Origin of the sequence: Pantoea sp. ICBG 985 (genome assembly GCF_002928365.1) — a bacterium.
GTDB lineage: Bacteria > Pseudomonadota > Gammaproteobacteria > Enterobacterales > Enterobacteriaceae > Pantoea > Pantoea dispersa.
Map to the genome: position 1 here is coordinate 721151 of NZ_POWM01000001.1, position 21989 is coordinate 743139.

A 21989-nucleotide genomic window follows, 5' to 3' on the forward strand; every position below is an offset into this window, starting at 1 on the left:
AAGGATAATGATTTGACGCAACATGGCGATAATCAGGCCCCATGATAATAATGCAGGTTCTTTAGAGGGATGACAGATGGATCAATTACTTGAGCGTTTTCTCAGTTATGTGGCAGTAGAAACCCAGGCAAAACCTCAGGCGCGGCAGGTGCCGAGCAGCGAAGGGCAGTGGACGCTGGCGCGTCAGTTACAGGAAGAGCTTATTGCGCTGGGTTTTGTGGACGTCACCTTAAGCGATCATTGCTGTGTGATGGGCACTCTGCCGGCAAACGTCGACTGGCCGACGCCGGTGATCGGTTTTATTTCCCACATGGATACCTCGCCGGATTTCACCGCGAAAAATGTCAATCCGCAGATCATTGAAAACTATCGTGGCGGTGACATCGCGCTGGGCAACGGGGATGAAGTGCTCTCGCCGGTGATGTTCCCGGTGCTGCACAAGCTGACCGGGCATACGCTGATCACCACCGACGGTAAAACGCTGCTGGGCGCTGATGATAAAGCCGGTATCGCTGAGATCATGACGGCAATGGCCGAGCTGGCCAAAGGAGATGTGCCGCACGGCGCCATTCGCGTGGCCTTTACTCCGGATGAAGAGATCGGTCGCGGCACGTCGCACTTCGACGTTGAGGGGTTTGCGGCTGACTGGGCTTATACGGTTGACGGCAGCGATCTTGGCGAGTTTGAGTTCGAGAACTTTAATGCCGCGACGGCGCTGGTCAAAATCACCGGCAACAACGTGCATCCCGGCAGTGCGAAAAACGTGATGGTGAACGCGCTGGACCTGGCAATGCGCTTCCACGCCGAGCTGCCGGCCAAAGAGAAGCCGCAGTTTACCGACGGCTACGAAGGTTTTTTCCACCTGCACACTATTAAGGGATCGGTAGAGCACGCCGAGCTGATGTACCTGATTCGTGATTTTGATGCCGACAGCTACGAACAGCGTAAGCAGCTGCTGCAGGAGATTGGCCGCCGCGTCAGTAAAGGTCTGCAGGCTGAGTGCTCCATCAAGGTGGAGATCAGCGACAGCTATCGCAATATGCGGGAGAAGGTGGAACCGCATCCGCACATCATTGAGCTGGCGCTGCAGGCGATGCGCGACTGCGGTATCGAGCCGAACGTGAAGCCGATCCGCGGCGGCACCGACGGATCGGCGCTGTCATGGAAAGGACTGCCGTGTCCGAATCTGTTTACCGGCGGCTACAACTATCACGGCAAGCATGAGTTTGCGTCGCTGAATGTGATGGCGAAGTCGGTTGAGGTGATCGTGCGCCTGGCCGCGCTCGCGGCGGAGAAGAAGTAGGGCGGAGAGGGGCTTGCCCTCACCCTAACCCTCTCCCGCCTGCGGGAGAGGGGACCGATCGAGCGGGTATCAGGTTTTGTTTATTGCCTTAATCACTGCTTTACCCATCTTGTCGCAAGGCGAGCACGGTTTTCTCCCTCTCCCGCGCGCGGGAGAGGGGACCGATCGAGCGAGAATCAGGCTCTTCATTTGCCCATGCCGTCGCCGGCGCTTTACTGTAATCGTAATCGTCGCACGGTTTTCTCCCTCTCCCGCGGGCGGGAGAGGGCCGGGGTGAGGGAAACTGGCGCAGAGGACCCACCAGACTCAATCAGCAAAAAACCAGTACCCGCTGTTCACCAGTGCCGCCAGTTGAGCCAGCAGCGAAGGATCGTCCAGCGCATCGCCGAAATCTTCCAGCGTCAATACGTGTTTGTGTGCCAGCGCAGCCAGAACCGACGGATGCGCGCACTCGACGCGTTCACCGTTGACGTACACCGCGTCGCCCAGCGTCAGCACGCGCAGGCCGCCGAGGCGCGTCAGCGCATCACCCTGCTGCAGCGCGTCATAAATCTCATCCGGCTGATACGGCGGTTCCGGCGGAGCCACATCCAGCTCGTGACGCGACTGGGAAATAAATTCGCCAAACCACTGGTTAAACTGCTCCGGCTGATTAATCACATCCAGCATCACTTTGCGGATCCCTTCCACTTCCGACGGCAGAATCTGCGAAGGACAATCGCGCGCTGGCACATCCGGATCGCTGAAGCGGTAGCTGCCCAGCTCATGCGCCAGCATGTAATCCGCAAAGCCGCTGATCAGCTCGCGTCCGTTAGGTGCGCGGAAGCCGACTGAATAGTTGAGCGCGTTCTCCAGCGAATAGCCTTCGTGCGGAAAACCCGGTGGAATATACAGGATGTCGCCCGGTTCCAGCTCTTCATCGATGATGGCGTCGAACGGTTCAACCTGCAGCAGGTCCGGATGCGGGCAGTGCTGTTTCATCGGCACTTTTTCGCCCACGCGCCAGCGACGGCGGCCAGTGCCCTGAATAATAAACACATCGTATTGATCAAAGTGCGGGCCAACGCCGCCGCCGGGCACAGCGAACGAGATCATCAGGTCGTCGATACGCCAGTCGGGCAGAAAGCGGAACGGGCGCATCAGCGCAGCAGAAGGTTCATGCCAGTGGTTCACTGCCTGTACCAGCAGCGACCAGTTGCTTTCACCCAAATGATCGTAGCTTTCAAACGGACCATGGCTGACCTGCCATTTGCCGTTGTTGTGGCTGACGAGGCGGCTGTCCACCTCGTTTTCCATTGCCAGACCGGCCAGCTCATCCGGAGAAATCGGATCAATGAAGTTTTTGAAACCCCGTTTTAGCACCACCGGGCGTTTTTGCCAGTAGCGCTGAATAAAGTCGGGCCAGTTGATGTCGAGCTGATAGTCCATGCGAGGATTCCGGTTAGGGCCATAATTGCTGCCAAGTATAACAGCCCGCGCCCGGTTCTACTCGCGGTGATGTTCAACTTCCTGCCGCTGAAAAATCACCTCCATGCGTGCGCCGCCGAGTGGGCTGGTCGTGGCGATTACCTGACCGGCATACTGCTCGAGAATATCACGCACTACCGCCAGTCCCAGTCCCTGACCGGGACGCAGCGTATCGGCACGCTGGCCGCGCACAAAGATCAGATCACGCTTGCTTTCGGGAATGCCGGGGCCGTCGTCGTCAATGAACAGATGCAGCGCGTTTTCCGTCTGGCGCGCGCTGACCTCAATAAATTCGAGGCAGTATTTGCAGGCGTTATCCAGCACGTTGCCCAGCACTTCCATAAAGTCATTTTGATCGCCGATAAAGGTCAGCTCCGGCGAAATATCCAGCGTGATCTCAACGCCCTTGCGCTGATACACCTTATTGAGCGCGGAACACAGGCTATCCAGCAGGGCCGAGACAGAGTGCAGATCGCGCTGCAGCGGGTTGTGATCCGCCTGCATACTGGCGCGATGCAGGTAGTAGCCAATCTGCTGCGAGATGCGGCTGATCTGCTCGAGCATGACCGGCTCAGCCTGTTCGATGGTCAGCTCTTTGCCACCGCGCAGCGAGCGCAGCGTGCTTTGCAGCACCGCCAGCGGCGTTTTCAGGCTGTGCGTCAAATCCGACAGCGTGGTGCGATAGCGCGTGTAGCGCTGCCGTTCGTTGGTGAGCAACAGATTGAGATTGCGCACCAGGCTGCGCAGCTCCTGCGGCGGGTTGTCATCGAGATTTTCCCGGTGACCGGTTTCCAGCTCGCGCACCTGCGAAGTCAGGTGGCCAATCGGGCGCAGGCTCCAGTGTGCCGCCAGCCACAGCAGCGGAATCACCAGCAGCAGATTGGCTGCCAGCACATAGCTAAACCACGACCACACCACGTCTGAGTGCTGCAGCTCCTGCGGGATCGAGTCCACCACCACAATGGTCAGCGCCGGCAAATTGGTGGTCGCGTCGTAGCGGTTCACTGCCACCGAGTGGGTGAAGGTGTCGTTGCTGTCACTGTCCAGCGCGTGCAGCCGCTGCTGTGCCTGCGGATTGTTACCCATCGCCGCCATACTGGTGCGATTGCTGGTATCGATCTCGTAAAAGTCTGGCTTCATCAGCCAGTCGCGGCGAATGTTTTTGCGGATTTCCGGCACGTCGCGCTGCTGCCACAGCAGCTTACCGCGCTCGTCATAGATGAACACCAGCGTCGGGAAATTGAGCGTCATGCGTTCCGGCTGGGCGATGGTGAGCTTGTTGTCTTTCCACTGCGCGAGGGTAAAGAACAGATTGCTCTCGCCGCGCATCACGCGATAGGTATTTTTATCAAAGCTGACGACGTAGCCAATGACCGCCACCATGCCATACGACAGCGACAAAAACAGCACGATCGCCGCCGTCGCCAGCAGAAAACGCGCGCGTAAGGAGAAAGGGCGCTGACGGCGGAGCAGCTTCATAAATCAGAGATCAAAGCGGTATCCCTGGCCACGCACGGTGTTGATCACTTCGGTCGGGTGCAGCGCGAGAATTTTTTTACGCAGCCGCCCCATCAGTACATCAATGGTGTGGCTTTCGCGCAGTTCCGCATCGGGATACAGCTGCAGCATCAGCGAGTCTTTGCTGACCACTTTACCGGCATTGCGGATCAGCGTTTCAACAATGGTGTACTCAAAAGCGGTCAGCTTGACCGGCGCGTCGTTCACCGTAAGTTCGCGGCGCGACAGGTCAACCTGGAACGGCGGCATGGAGATAATTTGCGAGGCGTGCCCGCTGTTGCGGCGCATCAGCGCCTGTAAGCGGGCGGCGACCTCTTCAATGTGGAATGGCTTGGTCACGTAGTCATCGGCACCGGCTTCCAGCGCTTCAACTTTCGCCTGCCAGCCTTCGCGCGCGGTCAGCACCAGAATCGGCTGACGAATGGCATCGCCACGCCAGCGGCGAATCAGCGACATGCCGTCTTCGTCGGGCAGGCCGAGATCGACCAGCGCGATATCGGGAATGTGTTCCTGCAGGAAATAGTCGGCTTCTTTGGCGTCTTCGGCGGCATCCACCTGATGACCCATGTCACGTAACTGGACTGCGAGGTGATGGCGCAGCAGGGCATTATCTTCCACAACCAGAACACGCATAGAATTTCCTTACCTTCAACTCAGTGATGATGGCGAAAAGTATACGCTACGCCAGCTAAACCGCAGATTAACACTCCGCTGTGATGCACTGGCAGGGAAACCTCAGCCACCACGTGACGTGCGTGACTGAGGGAACACCAACTTGCCATAGCCTGAGTTTTCAGAGCAAGGAATTACTTCAGGTCATCAACCATCTGAATCGCGCGGCCGAGGTAGTTGGCTGGCGTCATCTGCTTCAGGCGCACTTTCTCTGCTTCCGGCAGCTCAAGGCTGTCGATAAATGCCTGCATACCGGCTGCGTCCACGCGCTTGCCGCGCGTCAGCTCTTTCAGCTTCTCGTACGGCTTTTCAATGCCGTAGCGGCGCATCACGGTCTGGATCGGCTCAGCCAGGACTTCCCAGTTGTGATCCAGCTCGTCCAGCAGGCGATCGCGGTTCACTTCCAGCTTGGAGATACCTTTGAGCGTGGCCTGATAGGCGATCAATGCATAGCCGACGCCGACGCCGAGGTTACGCAGCACGGTAGAATCGGTCAGATCGCGCTGCCAGCGTGATACCGGCAGTTTGCTGGCCAGGTGCTGCATCACCGCATTGGCCAGCCCCAGATTCCCTTCGGAGTTTTCGAAGTCGATAGGGTTAACCTTGTGCGGCATGGTTGAAGAGCCAATTTCGCCAGCAATGGTTTTCTGTTTAAAATGGTTCAGGGCGATGTAACCCCAGATGTCGCGGTCAAAATCAATCAGGATGGTATTGAAGCGCGCGATGCAGTCAAACAGCTCGGCGATGTAGTCATGCGGCTCGATCTGCGTGGTGTACGGGTTCCAGCTGATGCCCAGTGAAGTCACAAACTGCTCGCTCAGCTGATGCCAGTCCACTTCCGGATACGCGGCGATGTGCGCATTGTAGTTGCCCACCGCGCCGTTGATTTTGCCCAGCACTTCCACCTTGCTCAGCTGACGCAACTGGCGTTCCATGCGGTAGGCCACGTTGGCCATCTCTTTGCCCATGGTGGACGGCGTTGCCGGCTGACCGTGGGTGCGCGACAGCAGCGGAATGTCGCGATACTCCTGCGCCAGGCCCTTCACGGCGGTAATGATCTGGTTCCAGAACGGCACGATCACGTCGCGGCGTGCGGTTTCCAGCATCAGCGCGTGTGACAGGTTATTGATATCTTCGGAGGTGCAGGCGAAATGGATAAACTCAGACACCGCGTGTAGCGCCGGCACGTTGGCTACTTTCTCTTTCAGAAAGTACTCGACGGCTTTCACGTCATGGTTGGTGGTGCGCTCAATGGTTTTGATACGCGCTGCATCTTCTTCGCTAAAACCGGCGACAATTGCATCAAGGAAAGCGTTTGCGTCGGCATCAAATGCAGGAACTTCCTTGATCTCTGCGGTCGCGGCCAGTTTCTGTAACCAGCGAACTTCAACCTCAACGCGGAATTTCAGCAAACCGTACTCGCTGAAAATCGCACGCAGCGGGCTGACTTTATCGCCGTAACGACCATCGACAGGTGAGACGGCGGTCAGAGAGGATAATTCCATCAGTGCAACTCCTGAATCGTTAACAATATAGGGCAGGGCGGCGCTTAATACGCCGGACCCAGCCGGGATAAAAGGGTTTTCGCTTCGCGCAGCAGACGCTGGCGCGCAAACATCAGCTGCAGCCGACCGCCGCCGACCTGCTGCCACAGCACCGCCGCGCGGATACCGGCCAGCAGCGCAGCGCGAACTTTGCTCTGCACCTGCGAATTCTGCAGCACCTGCGGTGAGCCGGTCACCTGAATGCGCGGGCCGAGCGGGCTGATCACATCAACGTAAATGCCGGCCATGGCGCTGGTAATGGTGTCTGATTCCAGTTCGTAATGCGCCAGCTGACGATCAAGCTGGCCGATGCGCTGCGCCAGGGTGTTTAGCGCGGTTTTGTTACCGTGCAGTTTACGCTCCAGCACCATCAGGCTCAGGGTATAACGCGTCAAATCGGCGCTGGCACCCTGCCGGCTGCCGCTGTTCAGCACCGCCATCAGCGCTTCCAGCCCGGGGCGCAGGTTGGCTTCATCATTGCCAAACACCGCCAGCGTTGAACCTGGGTTCAAATCCAGCAGGCTGCGCAGCGACACCTGCAGCGCCGCGTTGTTGCAGTGCCCCTGGTGTGCCAGCTGCTGCACCAGATGGGCTGCCTGGCAAACGCCGGCCAGCGCCAGCGTTATCTCATAATAGTTTTTAGCCACGCTTCACTCCTGTAGACGCGTCGGCAGTGCCGACTCAGGCTTCTGTCAGCGGCAGGCGCTGTTCAATAATACCGCCACCAAGGCACACGTCACCGAGGTAAAATACCGCGGACTGACCCGGGGTGACGGCCGCGACCGGCTCATCGAAACGCACTTCAATGCGATCGTCGCCGTGCGGAATGATCTCGCAGGGAATGTCGCTCTGACGATAGCGGGTTTTCACCGTGCAGCGTAGCGCAGCGGTCACTGGCTGGCGATCGACCCAGTGCAGCTGCTGTGCTATCAGGCCCACCGACATCAGGCGTGGATGATCGCCGCCCTGTGCCACAATCAGCGTATTGCGCGCGACATCTTTGTCGACCACATACCACGGATCGTCATTGCTCTCTTTGCGTCCGCCGATGCCCAGCCCTTTACGCTGACCCAGGGTGTGATACATCAGCCCCTGGTGTTCACCGACCACTTCACCGTCAACGGTTTCGATGACGCCCGGCTGAGCCGGCAGGTAACGACCGAGGAAGTCGCGGAATTTACGCTCGCCGATAAAGCAAATACCGGTGGAGTCTTTTTTCTTCGCCGTAATCAGATCGAGCTGTTCGGCGATGCGGCGCACCTCAGGCTTCTCCAGTTCGCCGACCGGGAACAGGCTCTGTGCAATCTGCTGGTGGCTGAGCGTGTAGAGGAAATAGCTCTGATCTTTGTTGCCGTCGAGACCGCGCAGCAGCTGGCTGGTGCCGTTGACATCGGCACGGCGCACATAGTGGCCGGTGGCAATGTAGTCTGCGCCGAGATCGTCTGCAGCGAATTCGAGAAACGCTTTGAACTTAATCTCTTTGTTACACAGAATATCCGGGTTCGGCGTGCGTCCGGCCTTGTACTCTTCCAGAAAGTGCTCGAATACATTGTCCCAGTACTCAGCGGCAAAATTAATTTTGTGCAGTTTGATGCCGAGCTTGTCACACACGGCCTGTGCGTCGGCCAGATCGTCAGCGGCGGTGCAATACTCCTCGCCATCGTCTTCCTCCCAGTTCTTCATGAACAGGCCTTCAACCTGATAGCCCTGCTGCTGCAGTAACCAGGCGGAAACGGAAGAATCGACGCCGCCGGACATCCCGACGATCACTTTTTTCTGGCTGTTGTCAGACATGACGCACTCTTGATTACGATAAAAACAGGCGGCGCATTCTATCACGCGGAAGCGTTGTGCGCACCCTCATGAAACGGCCACTGATACGGAGCTATCAGCTGCAGCGGATAGCGGGCCCCCTGCTGCCACAGCCGCACGCTTTCGGCCACCAGCGGCGAACGCAGCGTCTCTGCGCTGAGAATTTGCGCGGGCGACAGCCACCAGCAGCAGTCAATATCGCTGTCGTGTGGCGTGGTGGTGACGGTGGCAGGCAGATCGAGGCCAAACAGAAAACGCACAAAAGGTGTATGGTCCGGGGCGATCCACTGCTGCACGCCGAGAAAATAGTCGGGCTGCGCGCTGATGCCGGTCTCTTCGTACAGCTCACGTTGCGCGGCTTCCAGCAGCGTTTCATCGGCCTCAAGATGACCGGCCGGCTGATTCCAGGTAACGCGGCCGTCGACGCGCTCTTCTACCACCAGTAATTTGCCCTGCGCGTGCACCATACAGGCGACGGTTACATGAGGTTTAAACATCGTTCCTCCCAAATAGTTAACCTGACGTTATCGAAATGTATAAACTACGTCCGGTCGCTGATGTCGCGCCATTCGCCCGGTGCCAAATCCTGCAGCTGGTAATCACCCATGGCAAAACGGATCAGGCGTAACGTTGGAAAGCCAATGTGCGCCGTCATCCTTCGGACCTGGCGATTGCGCCCTTCATACAGCGTGATTTTCAGCCAGCAGGTGGGGATAGCTTTGCGCTCGCGAATCGGCGGGGTGCGCGGCCACAGCCACGCGGGTTCAGGCACCACTTCTGCGCCCGCCGGCAACGTTGGGCCATCGTTGAGGGTGATGCCACTGCGCAGGCGGGATAAATCTGATTCCTGCGGTACGCCTTCCACCTGAACGTAATAGATTTTGCCGGTGCGCTTGCCCGGCTGCGTCAGCTGCGCCTGCAGTGCGCCATCGTTGGTCAGAATCATCAACCCTTCGCTGTCGCGGTCGAGACGGCCTGCGGCATACACCTCGCTCACCGGCACAAAATCTTTCAGCGTGCGGCGGCCAGCCTCATCGCTGAACTGCGGCAGAACATCGAAAGGTTTGTTAAAGAGTATGACGCGACGCGGACCTTTTGGCCGCGTGTCACGCCGCGCAGGCTGGCGCGCCGGGGCAGCAGGGCGCTTATGCTGGTGAATTCGTTGAGAAGTTTTTCGCATGGGCTTTGCAGTTGGTAACAATCGGCGCATTATAGCGCGAAACTGCGGTGATTGGCGTGGCGGAAATATTCAAGTAGTATTGACGCGCATCTTACAAATCATTAACAAAAAATCGCTCGAAGGAGAGGTTAATGGAAAGCAAAGTAGTTGTTCCGGCGGAAGGTCAAAAAATCACCCTGGATCAGGGCAAACTGAATGTCCCGAATAACCCGATCATCCCCTACATTGAAGGTGACGGTATTGGGGTTGACGTTTCCCCGGTGATGCTGAAAGTGGTTGATGCCGCTGTGAAGAAAGCCTACAACGGCGAGCGAAAAATTTCCTGGATGGAAATTTACACCGGCGAAAAATCCGTCGAACTCTATGGCCAGGATGTCTGGCTGCCGCAGGAAACCCTCGATTTAATCAAAGAGTACCGCGTGGCCATTAAAGGCCCACTGACTACCCCGGTAGGTGGCGGTATTCGTTCCCTGAACGTGGCACTGCGCCAGGAACTGGATCTGTACGTGTGTCTGCGTCCGGTACGTTACTACAAAGGCACGCCAAGCCCGGTTAAACGTCCTGAAGATACCGACATGGTGATCTTCCGCGAAAACTCCGAAGATATCTATGCCGGTATCGAGTGGAAAGCCGGTACGCCGGAAGCGGACAAAGTGATCAAATTCCTGCGTGAAGAGATGGGCGTGAAGAAAATTCGCTTCCCGCAGCAGTGTGGTATTGGCGTGAAGCCGTGTTCAGAAGAGGGCACGAAACGTCTGGTGCGTGCCGCGGTTGAATACACCATCACCAATGACCGTGATTCCCTGACGCTGGTGCACAAAGGCAACATCATGAAGTTCACCGAAGGCTCTTTCAAAGACTGGGGCTACCAGCTGGTGAAAGAAGAGTTCGGCGGCGAGCTGATCGATGGCGGTCCGTGGATGAAGTTCAAAAACCCGAACACCGGTAAAGAGATCATCGTTAAAGATGTGATCGCCGACGCCTTCCTGCAGCAGATCCTGCTGCGTCCAGCCGAGTATGACGTTATCGCCTGTATGAACCTGAACGGTGACTACATTTCTGATGCCCTGGCGGCACAGGTAGGCGGCATTGGTATCGCACCGGGCGCCAACATCGGTGACGAGTGCGCACTGTTCGAAGCTACCCACGGTACGGCACCGAAGTATGCGGGCCAGGATAAAGTGAACCCAGGTTCCGTGATCCTGTCTGCAGAAATGATGCTGCGTCACCTGGAGTGGTTCGAAGCGGCTGACCTGATTGTTAAAGGCATGGAAGGCGCAATCGCTGCCAAAACCGTGACCTACGACTTTGAGCGTCTGATGGACGGCGCTAAACTGCTGAAATGTTCTGAGTTTGGTGACGCGATCATCGCGAACATGTAATTTGCCCTGAGCAAATGCAACATGAAAGGGAGCCGCAGGGCTCCCTTTTTTTATGCTGGCAGCGGGAAGGACTTCTGTCACCGCCGGTTTGCCATGCATGACGACCGTGCGATGCGTGGCTTTATTCCGCCGGAGGCTGTAACTGACCGATCTGGCTATCGCGCGCCTGCGACAAACGCCAGAAATCATTGCCGGCCGGATGCTGGTAAATCCGCAGCGAAAACTGACCGACGATGGCGTAGATGAATTCAAATATCGCCGACTGGGAATTCTCGTAATCAACCCACAGCACCGAGGAGGTAAAGCAATAAACCTCTACCGGCAATCCCTCCGGTGAGGGTTTCATCGCGCGCACCACGATATACATATCTTTTTTAATATCGTCGCGCTGCGCCAGCCAGGCGGTGAGATAGTGACGGAACACCGTGAGGTTGGTGATGCCGTTTTCGGCAAACCAGCGGTCACCGACCACGCTGCTATCGCGGCCATCCATCAGGATTGAAAGCTGCTCACTGACGCCGCGAATCTGGCTCATCTGCTGCACCATTTGCTGATCGAGAAAGCGAATCGAGGTCTGGTCGAGATGAAAGCTGCGCATGATACGCCGCGCGCCGGAAGAGAACATCGCCTGCCAGTTGGTGTAGGTTTCGGTCAGGAAATTTTTGGTCGGGATCCGCGACAGCGTATTGTCCCAGTTGCGGATGGTAATGGTATGCAGAGCGATATCAATCACTTCACCGCTGATGCCGTTATCCGGCATTTCAATCCAGTCGCCGAGCTGCAGCACATCGTTCGATGACACCTGAATATTGGCCACCAGCGACAGCAGGGTGTGCTGAAACACTAACATCAATACCGCCGCGACCGCACCCAGACTGGAGATGATAATCACCGGCGATTTGTTCGACATGATAGCCAGAATCATGATGGCGGAAATGATGTGCACCAGGATCTTACCGATCTGGATATAGCCTTTTATCGAGTGGTTCTTACGCTTCGACTTACGCGAATAGGAGTTATTAACGATCTCCAGCACTTCGTTAAAGAACAGCGACAGATAAACAAAAAACAGAATGCCGCAGATGGTTTTCACCGCGATCAGCAGATGCTCGGGCAGGTCCGGCATAAACTGCAGCAGGTAATAGACGGTGATCACCGGAATAAAATTCGACAGCTTTTCTGAGAGCCGGACGTCTTTATCCAGCGGCACCTGGTTTTTATGCGTGCTGAAGAACACGCGGCGCACCACTTTTACCACGAAGAACTTACAGATCAGATGGGTGACCATGCCGGCAACCAGTAACAGCAGCAGGCTGAAGGTGGCGGAGAGCACCGTATTGCCTTCAATAAACGTTTGTATGTCGCGTAAGTAATTCATTTTAACCACATGCCGGCCGGTTGAGGCGGGAATTCAAACATAAAGCTGTCGCGGACGATAAGCGACGCGTGCGCAATCGTGCGGCTAAGAAACCAGCGCTTTGCGCGCCGCCTCGGCAAGAAAATGGCTGCGGCTGCTGTAGCGCGCGTTATTACTGACCATCTTATCGATCTTCTCAATCAGCAGATGCGGCATAGTGATGTTGATGCGCTCGGATTTGCCCAGATAGCGGGTGACATCAATATCAACGTAGATCCACACGCCAGGCTGGCTAAATTCCTGCTGCCAGTGCTGCGCCGGTTCCGGAATCAACAAGCCTTTCTCCGCCATCAGTTCAAAGTGGGCATGCAGCGCAGATTGCGCATCCTGCAGCGTTTGCTCGGGCGTATCACCGGCAAAATAACAGCCGGTGACATCCGGGAAATAACCACTGGCCGAGCCGTCAGCGTCAATCTCTACCAAAGCGGGAAACAGCATCATGTCACCTCTGAGCAAGCGGAATAAAACCAGCATGGATCAATCCAGCCTGGCGTCTTTCAGAATCTGCATCAGCGTGCCTGTCTTCATATCTTTCTGCGGATGCGGCACGGTGATCAGATGAGCAAAATCCGGGTGCGAGAACTGATGATGACTGCCGCGTATGCGTTCCAGCTTCCAGCCATTCTTTTGCAGCAGTTTAATCAGCGTCGCGCTCTTCATCGGACTTCCTGTAGGTGAAATTATACACATAATACACACTGATGCAAGGCGGTCTCTGCCATCACATCGGCGGGCCATGGCCAAACTAACCGGGACGGCCGCGACAGGCACCCATTGATGCTGCGTTCTGCGGACTGTTTTCCACGGCTTTTTCCCGCTGCGATAGCGGTTTGCGTAAAACTTTGAAACAGTTAACATCCCGGCACCGGCGCGCGTGCCATTTGCTGGCTGAACCGCTATCTTCTGCCTTCATCAATCCGGAGGTGCTATGCAAGGTGTGATCAAGTTTGTAAAAGGCTGGCTGATTTTTTCCCTGCTGTGGGGCATTTTTATGTGGTTTGTATCCTGGCAGGCACAGGGCAAAACGCCGGGCATGATGATTGTCATGAGCCTGTATGCCGGTTTGATTTATCAGGCATTAATGACCATGGTGGCGCGTTACAAAGCGCGGCGCGCACAGGCCTGATTATTCACAACTGCCGACATAGCTTTGCGTCGCGCTGACGCTAATTTGCATGACATCCGGCAAGCTGAGCGCTCACTAATCAGCGTGTAAGGCGGGCAGGATGGGAAGAACGTTACTGACGGGATGGTTTTTATTGCTGCTATCACTGGCGGCCAGTGCACAATTACCGGTGGGGCCTGTGGTGATAGCGGGGCAGCATGGGCGCCACCTGGCCGGGCACAGCAGTACGGCAGATGTCGCCGAGACGCCGGATGAACATATTCAGGAACGGCGGGACGGCGTGCCGGCGCGGCATTGAGTATCGGGGCCGCACGGGCCCCGATTGCCGGGGATTATTTACGGCCCAGCAGGAAACCGACAATCACGCCGATGCTGGCGGCAACGGCCAGTCCGGTCGCCGGGTTGTCGCGTACCGATCTCACCACGCAGTCTGCTGCATCCTGCACCGCATAACTGGCCTGCGCCGGATAGCGTCGCGCGGCACCGCGTGCCTGATGGCGGCGTGAACCGGTGAACTCGCCAAATTTTTCCTGTACGGCACCCGCCGCTTCATTCAATTTTGCTTCCGCTTTATCGGTCATATTGACTCCCTGAGAGTGGTGAATGTCTCTTTCAGCGTAGACAGAGAAGTGCAGACCAGCAACCTGGTGGCTTTTCAGGATGTAACAGTGGTTTGCAGGAATCGGCATTGCTGTCCATACCTGGTAAGGACCACGTTAAGCTGCACGAACCTCACGCAGCGCTCACTGAACGGAGGAGAAATGAAACGCGATATCCTGAATGAAGACGATTACGATGAAGTTTGCCGGGTGATTGGCGATGCGGTAATTGTCCTTTCCGAGTGCGGTCATGAAACCAGACGGGAGGAGATTGCCCGTTTGCTGCAGCGTACGCGCCACGATCGCGCCCACGACGAACGCGATGAACAGCGAATGCTTGAACACGCGATTCGTCTGGTACGGCCGTAAGCGCAGGGCGTCACGCGGACGCCCTCACTGCTGGCCGCGATACGCCGGGTACCAGCTCACCAGGAAGTGGCGCAGATGATCAAAACACCATTCGGCATCGTCCGCCTGCTGGCAGTAATAGCGAATAGTGACCTTCTCATAGCGGCGATGGCGCTGCTGCAGCGGCGACCAGCTCCAGTCCAGCACCGCGCGCGCATAGTTGACCAGCGCGTCGCGTGGCATGCTGTGCTGCTGCTCCTGGCGGCGCAGATACATCTCAAAGAACTGATCGAGGCTCTGTGTCTCTTCGCTGCTACTGTCCAGCGTGGGGCGGAACGCCACGTCGAGAAAGCCGCACACGCCATCTGCGCGCTGCTGCCAGTCACAGGCCAGCGTCATAAACAGGCCCTCCTGCAGATTGACCTCTTCCAGCAGACGACGCAAATTTTCAGAATGTTTACCGGCGGCGATCTCATCAATGCGATCGGTTTCCAGCGTCAGGTCAAAACCGCACGGGTTGACCGAGCCATCCGCGTCTCGGGTGGCCGGAAAGGGGAAATCGATATAACCGTTATTGTCCAGACTCTTTTCCATAATGCAGGTCCGCAGCATGACAAACGCTGACAATAAACCATCTGCGCGCGCCACGCACGGCTTATGGACACGTCCAGGTAATCATGGTGTTACGCGCCGGGTTGATCAGGCGGAACTGCTTGTCGCTCAGCCGCTGTGCATAAAAGCCTTCCGGCGTCACGGCAGAAGGGACATAGCGGAAACGGTCGGTGGAGTGCAGTGCGCCGCTGCTCAGCGTTACGCCATCGCGCGCCACCGAAAACGAATTCACCAAATCGAAAATGCGCCCTTCGGTGTGGCCCAGCGACTGACCATAGAGCGTTGCGACCTCGCCGGGGCAATCGACGCCTTTCGGCGTGGAGCTGCAGCCAGCCAGCAGGATAACTGTGAGTAGAAAACTGAGTCTTAACATGGTCCTGTTCCTGGTGCATTCCCTGATTTATGCTGGCCTGACGATGCGCGCCACTGATCCGATCATAGCATGTCTGACGCCACTGCCCATTTGCCATTTGTTTAATCGTTAAGCGGTAAGCATGTAAAGGGGTGACTTTGCTAGCAGATAAACGTTATTCTTGCCAGCGTTGCGCACCAGGTAAGCAAAACAAGGGTAAATCCATGAGAGAAGAAGAAGCCAGTTTAATGATTCTTCAGCACGCGATTGATAAGTTAGACGCCGACAAAAAACAGCAGGTGATGAACTGCGTGACGGCGATCCATGAAGTTATGCAGCGTTTCGATCCAGACGATGCCGGACTGGCGCTGATGCTGGTGGCCGCGCAGGTCGCGGCAGAGTAGCTCCATCCCATCCCGGTCTTAACCATTTATTTCACCCACCAGCCAGCGGTGAATCACCCGCACCATATATTGCTGCTGCTCTGCCGTTAACGGCTGATGCGCAGCAATGCCATGCCATTTTGCCAGACAGCCGCGGCAGCAGGTTGCCGTGGCGTGCTGGGCGATAAATACCGGATGGCCGCGCATTGGCGTCTGTTTGCCATCATTCTTTGGTTCGGCTGCGGCCAGTCTTTGCTGGATAAAATCGGCCGCATGTTGATCGATCACCGCCGGGCCTTTCTCAATACAGTACTGCCGCTCTTTCGCGCCTAAATGGAAGCGGCGGCGAAACGGCGATTGCGCCAGCCGCGCGAATAATGCCTGTTCATCTCGCATAACATCCTCCTGACGCGATCTTAGCGCATTTTACTTAACTCGTTACAAAGATATCCCGATCACATAAAACCTCACAAAATCAGAGATGTGGAGGCGTTCTTCCTGCCCGCAGTGGCTGACCTGCGGTCGCAGATTACCGCACCGGCGGAGGTTGTATGTTACCCTCTGGCCAATTAAATTCCTGCAAAATCATAATCTAACCTCAGTGGAGAACCCCCCATGAAGGCGATAACCCTTGCCGCGCTCCTGATGGCCTGCCAGATTGCCCCCGCGTGGAGCGAAAGCGAATTCCAGATCACCTGCCCGGGCCGCCCCACCATGACGGTATCGCGTGCCGCTTACGGGCTCAGCACGCTGATGTGGCCAACCCGGCATTTCCAGATTGCCGCCGGGCAGCAGCGCACGCATCTGCAGGACGGCGATAAGGTCGCCATTACCCGTTTCCGCAATGGCGATCAGCTGATCGTGAATAAAAACAGCGGCGAAACCTTTTTCGTCTACGCCGACAGCGATAAGCTGTTGCCCTGCAACCGTACGGAAAAACGCGATGCTGATATTCTGTCGCTGGAGCGCTACGACGACCGCCAGCACCCCTCTTCATAATGCCGCCACAAGGAGCCGACCATGCAATTAAGCGTTACGGATAGCGTCACGCATCAGGATCTGGATGAAATGCGCCTCGGCCTGAACGCCTTCAACAGCCGCTTTATTGACATCAATGAGATGAAAGCCATCGGTGTGTTCATTAAAGACGGCGCCGGGAAAAAGCTGGCGGGGCTGACGGGCTCAACCTATGGCAACTGGTTACGCATTGATATGCTGTGGGTCAGCGATGGGTTACGCGGGCAGGGCGCCGGCAGCCAGCTGATTCAGGCTGCCGAACAGGAAGCCCGCGCACGCGGCTGCCGTTACGCGCAGGTGGATACCGCCAGCTTTCAGGCGCGGCCGTTTTATGAAAAGCTTGGCTATACGCTACGTTTTAGCCTTGATCACTATCCGCGCGAACATCAGCGTCACTATCTGAGCAAGACGCTGTAATCACAGCAGTGGCTGCTGGCGCAGATCCAGCGGCGACTGTTCCGCTTCATCAATCGCGGCCAGCCAGCTCTGTAAATCGACCTTCGCCCAGGAGAGATGTCCGCGCGTGGTGCTCATCAGCACCACATCCGGACGCAGCGAGCGGTACAGCTCCAGCGACTGCTGCAGCTCCGCAGGATTACTGTCCGGCACCAGCACGCTGATCCAGCGATGGTAATCCCGCGTCAGGGTGTCGCCGACAAACAGGTAGGTCTGGCCGAGCGGTGAATGGTACAGGTAGCTGCAGCTGCCCGGCGTATGGCCCGGCGTGGGCAGCAGGTGAAAGTCGCCAAAGTGCACGTCCTGATGCGTGAAGGTTTCGTCCGGCTCAATCACCAGGCTCACCGGGCCGAGCGATCGGCTGTGGCAATACAGCGCACTATTGAAGCGCTGCTGAATGGCCCGCGCGCCCGGCGCGGCTTCGTGCCAGTGGGTAAAATAGTGGCGAATCACGCCGCCCGCGTCCGCGAGCACTTCATGATCCAGCAGCTGCTCAACGCGACCAATCAACAGGTTGCCGCGCGGATGGCGCAGCATAAACCCGTGCATCATTAAATCATTTGCCGTCTCTTCGGCGGGAAATTCCGGCGTGGAGATCCACAAGTCTTCGTACAGCGGCTTCAATAGCGGTCTCCTGCGGCAACACGTCAGCGCAACGTCGGATGGCCGGTAAAGGCTAACCGCGCGGCGCCCTGGTCAATCTCAAGCGTGGCGCTGGCGCCGAGCGGCAGCGTCACGGTATCGGCATCATGGCCAAACGGCAGATCGCTGATCACTGCAATCTGGTACTCGTCACGCAACCGCTGCCACACCGTGGCGAAATCAAAGCCGTTATCGTAATCGGACAGGGCGGTGCTAGTGAAGCTGCCGGTGACAATGGCGCGCTGGCGCGCCAGAATACCGCTCTGCTGCAGCTGAATCAGCATACGCTCAATGCGGAACGGATGCTCATTCACATCCTCGATCACCAGAATGCCGTCTTCAATCTGCGGCAGCCACGGCGTGCCAATCAGGGAGCAGATCATCGCCAGATTGCCACCCCACAGCGTGCCCTGCCAGCGGCCGCGATCCGGACTGGCGCTGTGCCACGCCAGATTGACTGTAGGAGATGTTAGCGCCAGCCAAAAGTGGCTGACGGTAAATTCAGATAAAGCCTCCGCGCCAAAATTGCCGGCCAGCATCGGTCCGCTGAAGGTGATCAGCCCGGTTTGCGCCAGCAGCGCCAGCTGAATAGCGGTGAAATCACTGTGGCCGCATAGCGCGACAGGCTGATTAAGCAGGCGACGCTGCAGCGCCACATAGTCGAGGTGATCGAGCAGGCGTGAGGCACCATAGCCGCCGCGCACCGCCAGTACGATATCCGGCAGCGACGCCAGCGACGCCAGCGCATTCACGTCCTGCAGGCGCTGCGCGTCATCTCCAGCGAAACGCTGCCAGCGGCGCGTAATGGCTTCCGGGTTTTGCAACTGATGGCCTTCCGCCTGCAGGCGCTCCACCGCGCGCCGGGCGGCGTCCTGATTGTGGCAATAACCGGAAGGGGCGATGAGGCGTATTGAACGAGGGGCGAGCATAACTTCCATCCTGCTGTCTGTTGGCCTGCCGATGATGACGAAATGCGTTACCGAAGTCACGGTAGCACAAGGTTTTTTACGTATTTAGGATAAACGGTAATTTTACCTTTTACCGTCATGGTTATGATAGCTTGCGCCAATCTTATAGCGGAACCGAAAATCAGTGAAAATTCGACTACTTATGCTGTCTGCTTTGCTGCTGGCTGGCTGTGCCAGCGAGCCGGAAAAACCGGTGACGCCGGAGAGAAATACGCCATTAACCCAGGCGCCGCCGTCGAAAGTGAATGATGCATGGTCACTGTTTACCGAAGATGCCGCCAGTCATTATGGCGTTGATGAGAAGCTGATCAGCGCCATTATTAGTGTCGAATCCGGGGGCAACCCAACCGTGGTAAGCCGTTCTAACGCGGTCGGGCTGATGCAGATCAAAGCCGCCACCGCCGGGCGCGAGGTGTATCGCGCACAGGGACGCCACGGCCAGCCGAGTAACTCCGAGCTGCGCGACCCGGCGAAAAATATTGATATCGGCGCGGCCTATATCCGGATTCTGCAGGATTCCGCGCTGGCGGGCATTCGCGATCCGCTGACGCTGCGCTATGCCACCATTGTTTCCTATGCCAACGGCGCCGGCGCGCTGCTGCGCACCTTCTCGCGCGACCGCGATCGCGCCATTGCAATGATCAACGCCATGACGCCGGATGAGTTCTACCAGCACGTGCAGAACAAGCATCCGGCCGCCCAGGCGCCGCGCTACCTGTGGAAAGTCACCACCGCCTATCGCACCATCGGCTAATGCCGCTGGCGGGGCTCAGTGCTGTGCGCGCTCTGCCGCAGCCTCATTCGAGGCATCGCTGAGGTTAATGCGTGGCAGCACGCCGCCGGTGAACTCCACGCGGCGCATCGGGAAGGCGAAACGAATCTGTTTCTGCTCCAGCTGCGCCATTAGTTGCAGGTTAATCTCCTGCTGAATGTCCATGTATTTGTTGTAATCGGCGCTCAGCACGAAATAGACCACCTCAAACGTCAGCTGCGATTCGTCAAACGACAGGAAATGGGCGCGATCAAAACGCGTGTCCGGCACGCCTTCAATGATGCGTTGCACCATGCCGCCAATCTGCCGCACTTTCTCCGCCGGCGTGCCGTAATTAATCCCGAACTTAAACACGATGCGCCGCTGCTGCATGCGTTTGTAGTTGTGGATGGTTTGCTGCAGCAGAATAGTGTTGGAGCAGACAATCTGTTCGCCGCCGAGACTGCGCAGCCGGGTGGTTTTCAGGCCAATGTGCTCAATAGAGCCAGCGATGTCGCCGAACACAATAAAGTCACCGTGCTCAAAGGGCTTATCGAAGCCAATCGCCAGCGAAGCGAACACATCGCTCAGCACCGTCTGAATCGCCAGCGCGATGGCGATACCGCCGACGCCGAGGCTGGCCACCAGCGCGGTGATATTGATCCCCATATTGGAGAGGATCGCCAGCAGCATCATCACCCACACCACGACGCGTAGCAGAATGCCAAGGATCACCGTGGTGACCGGATTGCGCACGTGCAGCGGATCGCGCAGCAACGAGTGCAGCCACAGGCGAATGCCGCCGTCAATCCACAGCGTGAGTTGCAGAATCAGCGCCAGGAACCAGCCGTGGGCGATGGCGACGCTCCAGCTGTCCGGCAGATCGACAAATTTCAGGGTGATAAGCAGCGAGAAGATCAGCAGCAGCAGCTGACTGGTGCTGCGCAGAATCTCCACCAGAATGCCGGTGAAACGCACGTGGCGCTGTTCGCTGTAGTGGGCGATACGGTTAGAGACAAAACGAATGACGGTGCGCAGCAGCCAGTAAACAATCAGCGTGCCGAACACAATGATGGCGCTATTAATCCAGAAGTTTTGATTGAGAAAGATAAGTTGCAAATGGTGGGCAGAAAGCCAGTTTTCCATTGGGGAGCATCTCCTTGCTGGGAGCCGGTGAAAAGAATGTGCAAGGAGAAAGCATAGACTACGCTGGCGTCGCGCGGGATGCCGGCGGTTTACTGAAAGCGATTGGCCTTGTCGCGCGCCAGCCGCTCCAGCGCAAAAATCACCTGCTGCAGCTGACGCTCCTGCACCGGTTCGATGGCGGTAAAACGGAAGCTGAGTCGCGGCGTGATGCGGGTTTCGTTCTTGCTGGTCACGGTGCTGCGCTCGCCGATGTGCAGCAGCTGTGCGGTCACTTCGAACTGGCCATATTCGCCCAGCTCAACGCGCAGCTTTTTGAAGGTATCGCCACGGTTAAGACCTTCCGGCAGCGCCTCATCCAGCAACACGCCGACGCCGCCAAGCGACAGATCCTGCAGGCGAAAGCGCGCGTTGCTGCCGTCCGGCCACTGGCTGTGGCAGTAAAATACCGGTTCGAGCGGCGCGTTGACGCGAAAGAATTCCCGGCGCTGAATCTGCCACACCAGGTCGGGCAGCGCGGCGGCAAAGGCGGGCAGGCCGTCATAATCGATGCGGGTTAATCCCTGCAGCCCAAACTCCACTTTGGCACCGTGGGTTTCGGCCGCAATATTCACTTCGCCGCCCTGCAGTGCCAAATCATTGTCCAGCGCGTTGCTGCCGAGATCAAAAATCACCCGATCTTCATCCGCGGCCAGCAGCCGGCTGATGAACTGACCACGGGAGAAATTGACCATCAGCAGGGTTTGATAACGCAACAAATCCTTCATCACGTTCAACACCGCCAGCGTACCGCGCTTGAGATATTGTTCTTTATCGGCGTCTTTCACGTCCTGCTCCACCTGTCCGATTGCTATTTTACGAGTGCCACTGCTCTTCGTCGGTTATCGACCGGGGCGGTAAAAGCTTTAGCCGGCGTGAACGAATTCATCATGATGTTGATGTAGCAGAGAAAAAATTCCCGGCTATACTTAGCGCGATGAACACCTTGATTCATAACGTAAGGAGCAGCAAATGGGTATTCTTTCATGGATTATTTTTGGTCTGATTGCCGGGATTATCGCTAAATGGATCATGCCAGGTAAAGATGGCGGCGGATTTATTTTGACCGTGGTACTCGGGATTGTCGGTGCGGTGGTGGGCGGCTGGATCAGTACCCTGTTCGGCTTTGGCCGGGTTGACGGCTTCAACTTTGGCAGCTTTGTGGTCGCGGTGATCGGTGCCATTGTGGTGCTGTGGATCTACCGTAAAGTCCGCAGCTGACGCCAAATCACGATTCAACAAGATCCGCAGTCCCGTC

29 protein-coding genes are annotated in these 21989 nt (G+C 57.1%); 10 read left to right on the forward strand and 19 right to left on the reverse strand.

Features of this window, described 5'->3' with window-relative positions; all coding sequences use genetic code 11:
- Positions 1 to 76: 76 nt before the first annotated feature.
- Entirely contained in the window at positions 77 to 1303 is a 1227-nt protein-coding gene (gene pepT, locus C1Y42_RS03530; RefSeq protein WP_021506380.1) for a peptidase T, read from the forward strand.
- Between the two features lie 306 nt (positions 1304 to 1609).
- On the opposite strand, the gene C1Y42_RS03535 is transcribed toward pepT, so the two are convergent.
- From C1Y42_RS03535 to rluE, 8 genes are all read right to left on the reverse strand, one after another.
- Entirely contained in the window at positions 1610 to 2731 is a 1122-nt protein-coding gene (locus C1Y42_RS03535) for a cupin domain-containing protein (RefSeq protein ID WP_058776487.1), read from the reverse strand.
- A gap of 57 nt (positions 2732 to 2788) precedes the next feature.
- A complete protein-coding gene (phoQ, locus tag C1Y42_RS03540; RefSeq protein ID WP_021506378.1) occupies positions 2789 to 4249 on the reverse strand; it encodes a two-component system sensor histidine kinase PhoQ in 1461 nt (486 codons plus the stop codon).
- 3 nt (positions 4250 to 4252) lie between these two features.
- Positions 4253 to 4921, reverse strand: coding sequence for a two-component system response regulator PhoP (gene phoP, locus C1Y42_RS03545; protein WP_010617222.1), 669 nt, complete (start codon positions 4919 to 4921; stop codon positions 4253 to 4255).
- A gap of 173 nt (positions 4922 to 5094) precedes the next feature.
- A complete protein-coding gene (purB, locus tag C1Y42_RS03550) occupies positions 5095 to 6465 on the reverse strand; it encodes an adenylosuccinate lyase (RefSeq protein ID WP_021506377.1) in 1371 nt (456 codons plus the stop codon).
- Between the two features lie 44 nt (positions 6466 to 6509).
- The gene (gene hflD / locus C1Y42_RS03555; RefSeq protein ID WP_021506376.1) at positions 6510 to 7151 is read right to left on the reverse strand and encodes a high frequency lysogenization protein HflD; all 642 of its coding nucleotides are present in this window, start codon (positions 7149 to 7151) and stop codon (positions 6510 to 6512) included.
- Positions 7152 to 7185: 34 nt separating this feature from the next.
- Complete coding sequence (gene mnmA, locus C1Y42_RS03560) at positions 7186 to 8298, reverse strand: tRNA 2-thiouridine(34) synthase MnmA (protein ID WP_021506375.1); 1113 nt, start codon at positions 8296 to 8298, stop codon at positions 7186 to 7188.
- A gap of 41 nt (positions 8299 to 8339) precedes the next feature.
- Positions 8340 to 8813, reverse strand: coding sequence for an NUDIX domain-containing protein (locus tag C1Y42_RS03565; RefSeq protein WP_031279253.1), 474 nt, complete (start codon positions 8811 to 8813; stop codon positions 8340 to 8342).
- Between the two features lie 44 nt (positions 8814 to 8857).
- Positions 8858 to 9526: a 23S rRNA pseudouridine(2457) synthase RluE gene (rluE, locus tag C1Y42_RS03570; protein ID WP_072208614.1), complete on the reverse strand. Its 669-nt coding sequence runs from the start codon at positions 9524 to 9526 to the stop codon at positions 8858 to 8860.
- Positions 9527 to 9627: 101 nt separating this feature from the next.
- Here rluE and icd point away from each other — a divergent pair, with 101 nt between their 5' ends.
- A complete protein-coding gene (gene icd / locus C1Y42_RS03575; protein WP_010617214.1) occupies positions 9628 to 10878 on the forward strand; it encodes an NADP-dependent isocitrate dehydrogenase in 1251 nt (416 codons plus the stop codon).
- A 121-nt stretch (positions 10879 to 10999) separates the two neighbouring features.
- On the opposite strand, the gene C1Y42_RS03580 is transcribed toward icd, so the two are convergent.
- The 3 genes from C1Y42_RS03580 to C1Y42_RS03590 all read right to left on the reverse strand — a co-directional run bounded on the left by C1Y42_RS03580 (position 11000) and on the right by C1Y42_RS03590 (position 12955).
- A complete protein-coding gene (locus C1Y42_RS03580) occupies positions 11000 to 12256 on the reverse strand; it encodes a mechanosensitive ion channel family protein (protein ID WP_021506372.1) in 1257 nt (418 codons plus the stop codon).
- 84 nt (positions 12257 to 12340) lie between these two features.
- Complete coding sequence (locus C1Y42_RS03585) at positions 12341 to 12733, reverse strand: type II toxin-antitoxin system HicB family antitoxin (RefSeq protein ID WP_022548759.1); 393 nt, start codon at positions 12731 to 12733, stop codon at positions 12341 to 12343.
- Between the two features lie 39 nt (positions 12734 to 12772).
- Positions 12773 to 12955, reverse strand: coding sequence for a type II toxin-antitoxin system HicA family toxin (locus C1Y42_RS03590; protein WP_058757609.1), 183 nt, complete (start codon positions 12953 to 12955; stop codon positions 12773 to 12775).
- Positions 12956 to 13223: 268 nt separating this feature from the next.
- On the opposite strand from C1Y42_RS03590, the gene C1Y42_RS03595 reads away from it, so the two are divergent.
- Together C1Y42_RS03595 and C1Y42_RS03600 are read left to right on the forward strand one after the other, a co-directional pair.
- Positions 13224 to 13421: a DUF6404 family protein gene (locus C1Y42_RS03595; RefSeq protein WP_021506369.1), complete on the forward strand. Its 198-nt coding sequence runs from the start codon at positions 13224 to 13226 to the stop codon at positions 13419 to 13421.
- Positions 13422 to 13521: 100 nt separating this feature from the next.
- Positions 13522 to 13719 (forward strand): hypothetical protein, encoded by a 198-nt coding sequence (locus C1Y42_RS03600; RefSeq protein WP_104092827.1) that lies wholly within the window; start codon positions 13522 to 13524, stop codon positions 13717 to 13719.
- A gap of 34 nt (positions 13720 to 13753) precedes the next feature.
- Here C1Y42_RS03600 and C1Y42_RS03605 read toward each other — a convergent pair whose 3' ends face one another.
- Complete coding sequence (locus C1Y42_RS03605) at positions 13754 to 14002, reverse strand: DUF883 family protein (RefSeq protein WP_021506368.1); 249 nt, start codon at positions 14000 to 14002, stop codon at positions 13754 to 13756.
- A 180-nt stretch (positions 14003 to 14182) separates the two neighbouring features.
- On the opposite strand from C1Y42_RS03605, the gene C1Y42_RS03610 reads away from it, so the two are divergent.
- On the forward strand, positions 14183 to 14389 hold the full coding sequence (locus tag C1Y42_RS03610) for a DUF2767 family protein (RefSeq protein ID WP_021506367.1): 207 nt from the start codon (positions 14183 to 14185) through the stop codon (positions 14387 to 14389).
- Between the two features lie 24 nt (positions 14390 to 14413).
- Here C1Y42_RS03610 and C1Y42_RS03615 read toward each other — a convergent pair whose 3' ends face one another.
- The gene (locus tag C1Y42_RS03615) at positions 14414 to 14962 is read right to left on the reverse strand and encodes a hypothetical protein (protein ID WP_104093017.1); all 549 of its coding nucleotides are present in this window, start codon (positions 14960 to 14962) and stop codon (positions 14414 to 14416) included.
- Between the two features lie 61 nt (positions 14963 to 15023).
- Positions 15024 to 15353 carry a hypothetical protein gene (locus tag C1Y42_RS03620; RefSeq protein WP_058776492.1) on the reverse strand — a complete coding sequence of 110 codons (330 nt, stop codon included), beginning with the start codon at positions 15351 to 15353 and terminating at the stop codon, positions 15024 to 15026.
- Positions 15354 to 15556: 203 nt separating this feature from the next.
- Here C1Y42_RS03620 and C1Y42_RS03625 point away from each other — a divergent pair, with 203 nt between their 5' ends.
- Positions 15557 to 15736, forward strand: a complete 180-nt coding sequence (locus C1Y42_RS03625) for a hypothetical protein (protein WP_031279245.1) — start codon at positions 15557 to 15559, stop codon at positions 15734 to 15736.
- Positions 15737 to 15754: 18 nt separating this feature from the next.
- On the opposite strand, the gene C1Y42_RS03630 is transcribed toward C1Y42_RS03625, so the two are convergent.
- A complete protein-coding gene (locus C1Y42_RS03630) occupies positions 15755 to 16111 on the reverse strand; it encodes a DUF4186 domain-containing protein (protein ID WP_010617204.1) in 357 nt (118 codons plus the stop codon).
- 219 nt (positions 16112 to 16330) lie between these two features.
- On the opposite strand from C1Y42_RS03630, the gene C1Y42_RS03635 reads away from it, so the two are divergent.
- Together C1Y42_RS03635 and C1Y42_RS03640 are read left to right on the forward strand one after the other, a co-directional pair.
- On the forward strand, positions 16331 to 16714 hold the full coding sequence (locus C1Y42_RS03635; RefSeq protein WP_058780734.1) for a hypothetical protein: 384 nt from the start codon (positions 16331 to 16333) through the stop codon (positions 16712 to 16714).
- Between the two features lie 21 nt (positions 16715 to 16735).
- Positions 16736 to 17149: a GNAT family N-acetyltransferase gene (locus C1Y42_RS03640; RefSeq protein ID WP_058757613.1), complete on the forward strand. Its 414-nt coding sequence runs from the start codon at positions 16736 to 16738 to the stop codon at positions 17147 to 17149.
- Here C1Y42_RS03640 and C1Y42_RS03645 read toward each other — a convergent pair whose 3' ends face one another.
- On the reverse strand, positions 17150 to 17812 hold the full coding sequence (locus tag C1Y42_RS03645; RefSeq protein WP_021506360.1) for an MBL fold metallo-hydrolase: 663 nt from the start codon (positions 17810 to 17812) through the stop codon (positions 17150 to 17152).
- 23 nt (positions 17813 to 17835) lie between these two features.
- Entirely contained in the window at positions 17836 to 18759 is a 924-nt protein-coding gene (gene ldcA / locus C1Y42_RS03650; RefSeq protein ID WP_104092828.1) for a muramoyltetrapeptide carboxypeptidase, read from the reverse strand.
- Positions 18760 to 18922: 163 nt separating this feature from the next.
- On the opposite strand from ldcA, the gene emtA reads away from it, so the two are divergent.
- The gene (gene emtA, locus C1Y42_RS03655; protein WP_072208615.1) at positions 18923 to 19552 is read left to right on the forward strand and encodes a membrane-bound lytic murein transglycosylase EmtA; all 630 of its coding nucleotides are present in this window, start codon (positions 18923 to 18925) and stop codon (positions 19550 to 19552) included.
- 15 nt (positions 19553 to 19567) lie between these two features.
- Here emtA and C1Y42_RS03660 read toward each other — a convergent pair whose 3' ends face one another.
- Together C1Y42_RS03660 and C1Y42_RS03665 are read right to left on the reverse strand one after the other, a co-directional pair.
- Positions 19568 to 20695: a mechanosensitive ion channel family protein gene (locus C1Y42_RS03660; RefSeq protein WP_058757615.1), complete on the reverse strand. Its 1128-nt coding sequence runs from the start codon at positions 20693 to 20695 to the stop codon at positions 19568 to 19570.
- A gap of 89 nt (positions 20696 to 20784) precedes the next feature.
- On the reverse strand, positions 20785 to 21519 hold the full coding sequence (locus C1Y42_RS03665) for a flagellar brake protein (RefSeq protein ID WP_058769649.1): 735 nt from the start codon (positions 21517 to 21519) through the stop codon (positions 20785 to 20787).
- Positions 21520 to 21703: 184 nt separating this feature from the next.
- Here C1Y42_RS03665 and C1Y42_RS03670 point away from each other — a divergent pair, with 184 nt between their 5' ends.
- Positions 21704 to 21952 carry a GlsB/YeaQ/YmgE family stress response membrane protein gene (locus tag C1Y42_RS03670; RefSeq protein ID WP_021506355.1) on the forward strand — a complete coding sequence of 83 codons (249 nt, stop codon included), beginning with the start codon at positions 21704 to 21706 and terminating at the stop codon, positions 21950 to 21952.
- Positions 21953 to 21989 lie beyond the last annotated feature (37 nt).

What these genes read in the sequence shown, in the direction of transcription:
- C1Y42_RS03580 (WP_021506372.1), bottom strand. Translation starts at nt 12,256, where the DNA reads ATGAATTACTTACGCGACATACAAACGTTTATTGAAGGCAATACGGTG.
- C1Y42_RS03590 (WP_058757609.1), bottom strand. Translation starts at nt 12,955, where the DNA reads ATGAAGAGCGCGACGCTGATTAAACTGCTGCAAAAGAATGGCTGGAAG.
- C1Y42_RS03585 (WP_022548759.1), bottom strand. Translation starts at nt 12,733, where the DNA reads ATGCTGTTTCCCGCTTTGGTAGAGATTGACGCTGACGGCTCGGCCAGT.
- rluE (WP_072208614.1), bottom strand. Translation starts at nt 9,526, where the DNA reads ATGCGCCGATTGTTACCAACTGCAAAGCCCATGCGAAAAACTTCTCAA.
- phoP (WP_010617222.1), bottom strand. Translation starts at nt 4,921, where the DNA reads ATGCGTGTTCTGGTTGTGGAAGATAATGCCCTGCTGCGCCATCACCTC.
- ldcA (WP_104092828.1), bottom strand. Translation starts at nt 18,759, where the DNA reads ATGCTCGCCCCTCGTTCAATACGCCTCATCGCCCCTTCCGGTTATTGC.
- C1Y42_RS03660 (WP_058757615.1), bottom strand. Translation starts at nt 20,695, where the DNA reads ATGGAAAACTGGCTTTCTGCCCACCATTTGCAACTTATCTTTCTCAAT.
- pepT (WP_021506380.1), top strand. Translation starts at nt 77, where the DNA reads ATGGATCAATTACTTGAGCGTTTTCTCAGTTATGTGGCAGTAGAAACC.
- C1Y42_RS03600 (WP_104092827.1), top strand. Translation starts at nt 13,522, where the DNA reads ATGGGAAGAACGTTACTGACGGGATGGTTTTTATTGCTGCTATCACTG.
- C1Y42_RS03610 (WP_021506367.1), top strand. Translation starts at nt 14,183, where the DNA reads ATGAAACGCGATATCCTGAATGAAGACGATTACGATGAAGTTTGCCGG.
- C1Y42_RS03620 (WP_058776492.1), bottom strand. Translation starts at nt 15,353, where the DNA reads ATGTTAAGACTCAGTTTTCTACTCACAGTTATCCTGCTGGCTGGCTGC.
- C1Y42_RS03615 (WP_104093017.1), bottom strand. Translation starts at nt 14,962, where the DNA reads ATGGAAAAGAGTCTGGACAATAACGGTTATATCGATTTCCCCTTTCCG.
- C1Y42_RS03565 (WP_031279253.1), bottom strand. Translation starts at nt 8,813, where the DNA reads ATGTTTAAACCTCATGTAACCGTCGCCTGTATGGTGCACGCGCAGGGC.
- C1Y42_RS03635 (WP_058780734.1), top strand. Translation starts at nt 16,331, where the DNA reads ATGAAGGCGATAACCCTTGCCGCGCTCCTGATGGCCTGCCAGATTGCC.
- purB (WP_021506377.1), bottom strand. Translation starts at nt 6,465, where the DNA reads ATGGAATTATCCTCTCTGACCGCCGTCTCACCTGTCGATGGTCGTTAC.
- C1Y42_RS03595 (WP_021506369.1), top strand. Translation starts at nt 13,224, where the DNA reads ATGCAAGGTGTGATCAAGTTTGTAAAAGGCTGGCTGATTTTTTCCCTG.
- C1Y42_RS03670 (WP_021506355.1), top strand. Translation starts at nt 21,704, where the DNA reads ATGGGTATTCTTTCATGGATTATTTTTGGTCTGATTGCCGGGATTATC.
- phoQ (WP_021506378.1), bottom strand. Translation starts at nt 4,249, where the DNA reads ATGAAGCTGCTCCGCCGTCAGCGCCCTTTCTCCTTACGCGCGCGTTTT.
- C1Y42_RS03640 (WP_058757613.1), top strand. Translation starts at nt 16,736, where the DNA reads ATGCAATTAAGCGTTACGGATAGCGTCACGCATCAGGATCTGGATGAA.
- C1Y42_RS03630 (WP_010617204.1), bottom strand. Translation starts at nt 16,111, where the DNA reads ATGCGAGATGAACAGGCATTATTCGCGCGGCTGGCGCAATCGCCGTTT.
- C1Y42_RS03605 (WP_021506368.1), bottom strand. Translation starts at nt 14,002, where the DNA reads ATGACCGATAAAGCGGAAGCAAAATTGAATGAAGCGGCGGGTGCCGTA.
- mnmA (WP_021506375.1), bottom strand. Translation starts at nt 8,298, where the DNA reads ATGTCTGACAACAGCCAGAAAAAAGTGATCGTCGGGATGTCCGGCGGC.
- C1Y42_RS03535 (WP_058776487.1), bottom strand. Translation starts at nt 2,731, where the DNA reads ATGGACTATCAGCTCGACATCAACTGGCCCGACTTTATTCAGCGCTAC.
- C1Y42_RS03625 (WP_031279245.1), top strand. Translation starts at nt 15,557, where the DNA reads ATGAGAGAAGAAGAAGCCAGTTTAATGATTCTTCAGCACGCGATTGAT.
- icd (WP_010617214.1), top strand. Translation starts at nt 9,628, where the DNA reads ATGGAAAGCAAAGTAGTTGTTCCGGCGGAAGGTCAAAAAATCACCCTG.